The organism is Vibrio sp. 10N.261.55.A7 (assembly GCF_002877365.1).
Lineage (GTDB): Bacteria > Pseudomonadota > Gammaproteobacteria > Enterobacterales > Vibrionaceae > Vibrio.
Genome location: NZ_MCWZ01000152.1, coordinates 1 through 8,788, shown reverse-complemented (window position 1 = coordinate 8,788; position 8,788 = coordinate 1). Strand labels below are relative to the sequence as shown.

The 8,788-nt window shown below is 42.2% G+C and carries 9 protein-coding genes; 7 read left to right on the top strand and 2 right to left on the bottom strand.

Annotated features, from left to right (window positions below):
- Window positions 1-201: YeeE/YedE thiosulfate transporter family protein (locus tag BCU12_RS09330; RefSeq protein ID WP_157939868.1), on the top strand; the 201-nt coding region annotated here is incomplete at its 5' end.
- The gene (locus tag BCU12_RS09325; protein WP_102404051.1) at window positions 202-639 is read left to right on the top strand and encodes a YeeE/YedE family protein; all 438 of its coding nucleotides are present in this window, start codon (window positions 202-204) and stop codon (window positions 637-639) included. It abuts the gene before it with no gap.
- A gap of 26 nt (window positions 640-665) precedes the next feature.
- On the opposite strand, the gene BCU12_RS09320 is transcribed toward BCU12_RS09325, so the two are convergent.
- Complete coding sequence (locus BCU12_RS09320; RefSeq protein WP_102404050.1) at window positions 666-1,571, bottom strand: endonuclease/exonuclease/phosphatase family protein; 906 nt, start codon at window positions 1,569-1,571, stop codon at window positions 666-668.
- Between the two features lie 294 nt (window positions 1,572-1,865).
- Between BCU12_RS09320 and nrdD the strand changes: the two genes are divergently transcribed.
- The 4 genes from nrdD to BCU12_RS09300 all read left to right on the top strand — a co-directional run bounded on the left by nrdD (window position 1,866) and on the right by BCU12_RS09300 (window position 6,638).
- Window positions 1,866-3,986, top strand: coding sequence for an anaerobic ribonucleoside-triphosphate reductase (gene nrdD / locus BCU12_RS09315; RefSeq protein ID WP_102404049.1), 2,121 nt, complete (start codon window positions 1,866-1,868; stop codon window positions 3,984-3,986).
- 109 nt (window positions 3,987-4,095) lie between these two features.
- Complete coding sequence (gene nrdG, locus BCU12_RS09310) at window positions 4,096-4,563, top strand: anaerobic ribonucleoside-triphosphate reductase-activating protein (RefSeq protein WP_102404048.1); 468 nt, start codon at window positions 4,096-4,098, stop codon at window positions 4,561-4,563.
- A gap of 179 nt (window positions 4,564-4,742) precedes the next feature.
- Window positions 4,743-5,927, top strand: a complete 1,185-nt coding sequence (locus BCU12_RS09305; RefSeq protein ID WP_198599296.1) for an amino acid aminotransferase — start codon at window positions 4,743-4,745, stop codon at window positions 5,925-5,927.
- 51 nt (window positions 5,928-5,978) lie between these two features.
- Window positions 5,979-6,638, top strand: coding sequence for an ATP-dependent zinc protease (locus BCU12_RS09300; protein ID WP_102404047.1), 660 nt, complete (start codon window positions 5,979-5,981; stop codon window positions 6,636-6,638).
- Window positions 6,639-6,770: 132 nt separating this feature from the next.
- Here the strand turns inward: BCU12_RS09300 and BCU12_RS09295 are convergent, their stop codons facing one another.
- Complete coding sequence (locus BCU12_RS09295) at window positions 6,771-7,601, bottom strand: sulfurtransferase (protein ID WP_102404046.1); 831 nt, start codon at window positions 7,599-7,601, stop codon at window positions 6,771-6,773.
- A 1,018-nt stretch (window positions 7,602-8,619) separates the two neighbouring features.
- On the opposite strand from BCU12_RS09295, the gene BCU12_RS09285 reads away from it, so the two are divergent.
- A partial coding sequence (locus BCU12_RS09285) for a LysR family transcriptional regulator (protein ID WP_133153846.1) occupies window positions 8,620-8,788 on the top strand: 169 nt, incomplete at its 3' end.

The following is an 8,788-nucleotide window of genomic DNA, read 5'->3' as shown; positions in this document are numbered from 1 at the left end:
TTACTTGAGAGCAACTTAATTGTGATTGCTCTTGCTGGTGTTCTCGTTGGTTTCGGCACTAAGCTTGCGAATGGCTGTACGAGTGGACACGGTATTATCGGAATGGGTCGTTTATCTAAACGCTCGATTATTGCGACCGTCATTTTTATGAGTACCTCAATACTCGTGGTTTTCTTAAAACGAATGATGGGGTGGATGTAAATGCAAATTTTTTCAAATATAGTCATCGGCTTAGTCGCAGGAATACTGTTCGGTGCAGGGATGATCATCTCTGGAATGGCGGATCCTAAAGTGGTTTTAGCGTTTCTTGATGTAACTGGAAACTGGGACCCGAGTTTGATCTTCGTTATGGGCGGGGCGTTAATGGTGTTTACTCCTATGTACCATCTAGTCATTAAGAAACGAACTCACTCTTTAGATGGCACAGAGTATGACTGGCCAACCAAGTCCAAAGTAGAGAAGAGATTGGTTTTCGGTTCCGTCCTTTTTGGTATAGGTTGGGGGATTGCAGGGATCTGCCCAGGCCCCGCAATCACGAGTCTTTCAGGTGGATCGTCGATCATTATTACATTTGTTATTGCTATGTTAATTGGAACTGCACTAGCAAATCTGTACACAAAAGCGATGAATAGAACGTAAGCCTTTAACGCTTCAATGATGAGTCGCTACTGCCCAGTTTTACTGTTTATAACAGCGAGCACAGGGCAGTGGTCACTTAAAACGAAATCGATCACATCTTCTTTTTTGTATAGCACTTGCTTCGCTTCGACCAAATGAAAGTTAGGACTGGTCACAACATGGTCTATCACTGAGTTATATCGGTACGTATTGGATGCGTTTCTTATCGATCGTACTTCGCACAATGGCTTAGTCGCGCGTGTAGTAAGTATCGCACTTGTACCTTTCGAAATGCCTTCCCACATCCAGCTGCCAGTCGCACTAAGATTGCTATTGAAATCACCTAAAACGATGTATTGATCATTATCGAGTTGTCGATCCATTATCCACCGATTCAATTCAGTTCCTTGCGCTTTTAAGCGTTGGCAATTTCTTGTGTTCCTAAATCCACTATTGCAACCAGCCTTTAAGTGAATAGACATAAGGTGAACAGGCTCACTATTTATCGTATTAAGAAGCAAGTAAGTGCCAAAACGTAGCTTACTCTTGGACGTGTCTTCTAATTGAATATCACGTACCGACGTGACCGCTAATGTTTTGTGAACGGCAAAACCTGTGTATTGGTTAACACCTCCGAATTGGTGTTGCTTATTATTGTCCCAAGATCGCTCTGACAACCAAATAGTGTAGTCTTTGCCAACAACACGCCTTATTGCCTCTACGTCATTGACTTCTTGAAAGGCGAGGACATCAACACTCATTGCAATAAAATACTGGTTGAGCTTCTTAAAGTCTTGAGAAGAACGATGTGATTGCTGAATGTGACTCTGTGAATTTCCTGACAGCCATTTTATGTTCCAAGTCACGAATCGAAGATCTGAAGCAGAAAAACCAGAACTAGAAACAATAGCCAATAAAAATGGCACCATCCTGAACAAATGGTTAATCAACATACAATAAATTCCGTGAATTTAATCTGAAGCTTTATGCTATCAGTGATGCAAGAAAATCAAGTGTGATTTTGATAAAACATCCAATTTACATCGTTTCTTTTCTAAGTGAGAAGTACCGAGAAAAGATCGAATTGTTCTTAAACAGGTATCACGTTTAGTTGATCCAAATCAATACTTTCAACTAGTGCTTCTCGTTAAATACACCACAATATATAGTGTCAGTCAGTCTAATAATCACCCTATGTTGTATATTTGTGGATAACTCTGTGAGTATGCTTAGGGTAAGGAGAAGTGGTGAAACCAATCGTAATCAAACGTGACGGCTCAAGAGCTCCGTTCAACAGGGATCGTATTCAAGCCGCAGTGGAAAGCGCAGCGGAAAATGTTGATAAAGAAGTTGCTATCTACGCGCTGAATGTAGCGTTAGCAGTTGAGCTTAAGCTGAAAGATCACGATGAAGTTCATATCTCCGAAATTCAAACTCTTGTTGAAAATGAACTGATGCAAGGGCCATTTAAGGCACTAGCTCGCGGTTACATTGAATACAGACACGACAGAGACATTGCACGAGAAAAACAGAGTGCCCTAACTCAAGAGATCGAAGGCTTAATTGAAGAAAGCAACGTTGATCTCATCAATGAAAACGCCAATAAAGATGGCAAGGTGATCCCAACTCAACGCGATCTGTTAGCGGGCATTGTGGCTAAACACTACGCTAAAACACATATATTGCCTCGTGACATCGTTCAAGCCCACGAAGAAGGCGATATTCACTATCACGATCTCGATTACGCTCCATTCTTCCCTATGTTTAACTGCATGCTTATCGATCTTAAAGGTATGCTAACGCATGGCTTTAAAATGGGTAATGCGGAGATCGATACACCGAAGTCTATTTCAACGGCAACGGCAGTCACAGCTCAAATCATCGCTCAGGTCGCAAGCCATATTTATGGCGGCACCACAATTAACCGCATCGACGAAGTGTTAGAGCCTTATGTTATGGCAAGCTACGACAAACATTTAGACATCGCAAAAGAGTGGGATATTCCTAATCCTAAAGAGTTCGCCAGTTCTCGTACTGAAAAAGAGTGTTACGACGCATTCCAGTCATTAGAGTATGAGGTGAACACACTCCATACAGCTAACGGTCAAACGCCTTTCGTTACCTTTGGGTTTGGATTAGGTACAAGCTGGGCGTCTCGCTTGATCCAACAATCGATTTTAAAGAATCGTATTGCTGGCTTAGGTAAAAATGCGAAAACGGCGGTATTCCCAAAATTGGTTTTTGCTATTAAAGACGGTCTCAATCATACCAGTGAAGATCCGAACTATGACGTTAAGCAACTCGCATTAGAATGTGCTTCTAAGCGCATGTATCCAGATATCTTGAACTATGAAAAAGTCGTTGAAGTCACCGGTTCTTTCAAAACGCCAATGGGTTGTCGCAGCTTTCTTGATACATACGAAGAGAATGGTGAACTCATTCACGAAGGGCGAAATAACCTTGGTGTTGTTAGCTTAAACCTACCTCGAATTGCGCTTAAAGCAGATGGCAACATAGACAAGTTCTATCAGTTATTGGATGAGAAATTGAAACTGGCTCGTCGAGCACTGGAAACCCGCATTAGCCGACTGGAAAATGTGAAGGCACGCGTTGCTCCTATTCTCTACATGGAAGGAGCGTGTGGTGTTCGCTTGAAAGCAGACGATTCCATTGCAGATATCTTTAAGAACGGCCGTGCTTCAATTTCTCTTGGCTATATTGGTATCCACGAAATGATTACGGCCCTTCATGGTGGAGACAATCACATTTATGATGACGCCGCACTTCGTCAACAAGCACTTGATATCGTTGAGTACCTGAAATGTCGCGTCAATGAATGGACGGAAGAAACAGGATACGCATTCAGTCTCTATGGCACACCAAGTGAAAACCTATGTAGCCGATTCTGCCGCATTGACACCAAAGAGTTTGGCGTTATTGAGGGCGTGACCGATCGAGGTTACTACACAAACAGTTTCCACTTAGATGTTCAAAAGAAAGTAAATCCGTACGATAAGATTGACTTTGAAATGCCTTATCCAATGATCTCGACGGGTGGTTTCATTTGTTATGGTGAATTCCCTAACATGCAAAACAACATTGAAGCACTGGAGAACGTGTGGGATTACAGTTATAGCCGTGTCCCTTATTACGGAACTAACACTCCAATCGACGAGTGTTATGAGTGTGGATTCAACGGCGAATTTGAATGCACAAGCAAAGGCTTTACTTGCCCTAAATGTGGAAACCATGACTCAACGAAGGTCTCTGTTACTCGACGAGTATGTGGCTACCTAGGCTCACCCGATGCGCGACCATTTAACTTTGGCAAGCAAGAAGAAGTGAAGCGCAGAGTAAAACACTTGTAGCGTATTCTTAGTTACTCAATCCCTTTATCATCGCCGCGATACACAGCGGCGATGTTCTTCTTTCCACTATGCCTGCGCTTAACACTAAACACGAATCGGTATCTGACATATGAATTATCACCAATATCATCCTATTGACGTTGTTAACGGGCCAGGAACCCGTTGTACGCTGTTCGTGTCAGGGTGTGTGCATCAATGTCGCGGGTGCTACAATCAGTCAACACAAAAGCTCGAATCCGGTCATCTATTTACCAAGGAACTCGCAGATAAGATCATCGCTGATTTAAAAGATAGCCGTATTAAACGTAGAGGGCTTTCTCTTTCTGGCGGAGATCCAATGCACCCTGCGAATGTTGAAGAAGTCTTGAAATTGGTTAAAAGAGTCAAACAAGAGTGTCCAGACAAAGACATTTGGTTATGGACGGGCTACAAAATTGACGAACTGAGTTCAGAACAACAAGAGTTGTTGCCTTTTCTTGATACGCTGATCGATGGAAAGTTTGAGCAAGACAATTACGATCCAAGCCTAAAATGGAGAGGAAGTAGTAATCAAATCATTCATTCCTTTAAATTGTAATTTCGCTCTAGCGAACAGTAACCATTTATAGGTAAAAACATAACATTGAACGCTTCACTCCAACCAGAGAGTTACTTGAGCTAACGTTATTTAACAAAGCGCTAAAATATCGCTTCGATTTTATCGAATCTAGTGTTAACGTGATGCCATTACTTGAATTTCAAAGGGTTGTGACTTTCATGTTCTCACACTTATCCGAACCAACACTTGATCCTATCCTCTCACTTTCCATTGCTTATCGCCAAGATGAACGCCCAGACAAAGTCGATCTAGGCATTGGTGTTTATCGTAATAGCCAGGGCGAAACGCCAATAATGGAAGCGATAAAGCAAGCACAAGACATTGTTGTCGAAACACAAAAAACCAAAGCGTATGTCGGACTAGCCGGTTGCGAAGAGTTCAACCAGTCAATGACTGATTTGCTCCTCTCAGGTACGTCAGCGATGGACAGAGTGGCAACCATTCAAACACCTGGCGCGAGTGGTGCACTGCGCATGCTTGGCGATCTGATGAAACTGGCTCAGCCAGATACGACGGTTTGGATCTCAAATCCGAGTTATGTAAACCATAAGCCAGTAATGGAAGCCGCGGGCTTAAAAGTGAAGTACTACAGCTACTTTAGCCCTTCAACTAAGCAAGTTGATAGCGCTAGAATGTTGGATGAGCTTTCTAAAGCAGGGCCAAACGATGTTGTTCTCCTGCATGGTTGTTGTCATAACCCGACAGGGGCAGATATAGACTTTGCTGCATGGCAAGCGATCACCGAGTTATCTCAGAAAAATGGTTTTATTCCTTTTGTCGACATTGCGTACCAAGGTTTTGGTGACGGTCTTGAAGAAGACGCAAAAGGCCTTCGCTATATGGCAGACAACGTTGAAGAGATGCTAATTACCACATCATGCTCAAAAAACTTTGGACTGTACCGTGAGCGAACAGGAGCAGCTATCGTCGTCGGTAAGTCGTCCAAAGACGTCGCTAATGCGAAAGGTAAGCTGCTTACACTCGCTCGTTCAACGTATACAATGCCGCCAGATCATGGTGCAGCACTTGTAAAAACTATCCTGACTGATGACAAATTGACTCAGGTTTGGAAATCAGAACTCAGTGATATGCAGCAGCGGCTACTGAGCTTAAGAAAGAGCTTATGCGATGATTTGAGAACGACTCATAACACCGACCAGTTTAATTTTATTGAACAACACAAAGGTATGTTCACTGTATTGGGCTTTAGTTCAGATCAAATGTCTACACTAAGAGAGCAATATGGCATTTACGGCGTAGGCGATGGGCGCATCAACATAGCAGGTCTGTCTGAACAGCATATTTCATATGTCGCAAACGCGATAGCTCAAGTGTCAAAGTAGTATTTGCTTATAATCGCGATATTGAATAATAAAAAATAGTTAGGTAAGAATATGAATAAAAACAGAAATCTCATATTAATGATATTGCTCAGTGTTGGTTTAACTGCCTGTACCACGACAAGCCAAATCGATAAAGAAACAACGCCTGAGCCAGAAAAACCAGAGGTTGTTGAGCCTGAAGTTTTAGAGCCAGTAGAGCCTAAACCCGAAGAAAAACCGGTAGAGCCTGAACCAAAACCAGAAGAGAAGCCAGCTGAAAAACCGAAGCCAGCTCCGAAAAAAACGGAAGATGGTAAGTTGATATTAGGTGACCAAGAGTGGGTATATATTCCTGGTCTTAAGCAGAGCTTTAAAGCTCGAGTCGACACTGGCGCTACGACTTCATCGTTAAGTGCACAGGATATCGTGCAGTTTGAACGTGATGGTAAAGACTGGGTTAAGTTCAAAATGGACATGGGTGACACAGTCAGCAAAGAGATCGCGTTACCAATTCAGCGTTGGGTGAAAATCCGTCAAGCTTCAAGTGAAGAAACAGATAAAAGACCAGTCATCGTTGCTTGGGTACAAGTTGGTGATTTAAAAGAAAAAACGGAGTTTACTTTGTCTGACAGAGAACATATGAAATTCTCCATTTTACTCGGTCGCAGCTTCTTCAAAGATGTTGCCGTTGTAGATGTCAGTAAGAAGTATGTTCAAGACAAATATAAATAGGCGTTAATCTCGTTGAAAAACTAGCGAGAACTTCTCAACATTGAAAAGCCGTTCCAACAGTTAAACTTTAGTGTTGGCACGGCTTTTTTGATCCCACTCCCTGGCCATTTCCGTCACAGTGTCACTTGTAAATCACACTTCTATTGGCAGCTCTATACGTTGGCCCCATTCAGTCCATGAACCGTCGTAAATAGAAAGGTTCTTGTAGCCTACTAGTTCACAGGCAAGTAGAACGATACACGCAGTCACACCTGATCCACAGCTGAATATATAATTGTCTTTATTAGGATCGATAGAATTCGCAATAATGGGCTTTAATTTTTCTATTGGTTTAATTTTGTGTCCGTCCATTAACTCTGCAAATGGTTGACAGACAGAGTTAGGTATATGACCAGCTCTTACGCCGGCTCTAGGTTCTGCGACTTCCGCATTGAATCGAGCGCGCCCTCTAGCATCAACGGTCAGGCTCGCAGTATTCTCTATCTCGTCCAATACATCCTGAGAGCTTAGAAATCGTTTCTTATCAGGTGTAGCCTCAAAATCCCCTTTAGCTTCCAGCAAGCTGTAAGAGTCGGTAACAGGGTACCCAGCCAGTTTCCACTCCGTGAGCCCACCATCAAGAATATAAACTTGCTGATGCCCCATGGCTCTGAGCATCATCCACGCTCGAGGCGATGCGAACGTACCACTATTATCGTAAACAACGACAATAGAATCTTTATTAAGCCCAATCTCTTGCGCCAACTCCGTAAATCGTTGCGCTGAGGGCATCATATGGGGGAGAGTACTGTCTGGGTCGCAGAAATCTTTATCATAATCAAATCGTATCGCGCCAGGTATTTTACTCACGGTATCCTTTTCGGTTTCAGACGGAATCTTGAAATCTATACTGCAATCTAGAATGACGGTCTTATTCTCGCTGGTATGTTGAGCAACCCAGCTTGGCGTAACTAATGGAGACATATCATTTCCTATTCTATTCAATACTAGAGTCGGTTAGACGGCTTCATAATGAGCCGTTACTGACAGGATACATATTTGTATTGCTTCTTTTCTGATAGAAGCGTATTCGTGGGACTGATTATCGCAAAACGGCCGATCTCGCAGTTGACTGCAGGGGAAATGGTCAAGATTATCGGCTCCTTCCCGTCAATGGAAACGGTTAGAAATCGCCGGTGTCCATCAATCGACTGGGTAAGAGTATTACTCATAACGACTCCCTTAAACGTATCATTGCCGGAAGTATCACTCGTACTATGATCTTTAAGCTTAACAAGAACAAACAGTACAAAAGAGGCAAGTACAAGAGACAGAAGAAACACTTTGGGGTTATTCATCGAATACGGACAATGACTCTAAATATGCACATCAAAAAAGTGTAACCAAGAGTCACCATATCGACCAGATCACATTATGGCTTATGTGAAATGAAGCCTTAGAATTTTTGATTGGTGACGCCATACCAACTCACATTCAATAAATACGATAATAGCGAACTTTTTTATCGTTAGTTCATTAACCTAACCAGTGTTCTATTAATTGAATTTCTACGACTAAAGTCGAGCACAAGCAATCACTTAAACGCCGGAGATTAGCAACATAAATTTAACATTAGTGATGATTATCTAGACAAAACAACCTGCTTTTAGTGCGTTTTATAAACATTCTTTGATCTATATCTATAATTGAGTCAATTGAAGTGTAAAGGGGTTTTAAGTCGCGGAATAAGTGATAGAATCTCGCTCAGTTATACTTTGTTACATTTAGAATCTTGGAGTTACAAATGGAAGTCGGTCTTGTTATCGCATTCATCGTCACCTCAGTCGTGATGGTTAAGCGTGAAATGACAAAAAACTAAGTTTCATTCACACTTTCTTTAATCACTTTTAGAATGAAGCACTTACTATAAACCAGCATTAATTGCTGGTTTTTTATTATTTGGTTACTCTATAGGTAAGTTTTCCCTTCAAAGGTATTCACCTTGCTTAACCCACTCACATTGGAAGCCTTGCACATATTAGATGCGATTGACAGACGAGGTAGCTTTGCCAGTGCAGCGAAGGAGTTAGGCCGAGCGCCGTCTTCTCTCACGTATCAAATCCAAAAGTTAGAACAAGACTTAGATTTAATGATCTTTGACCGTTCAGGAC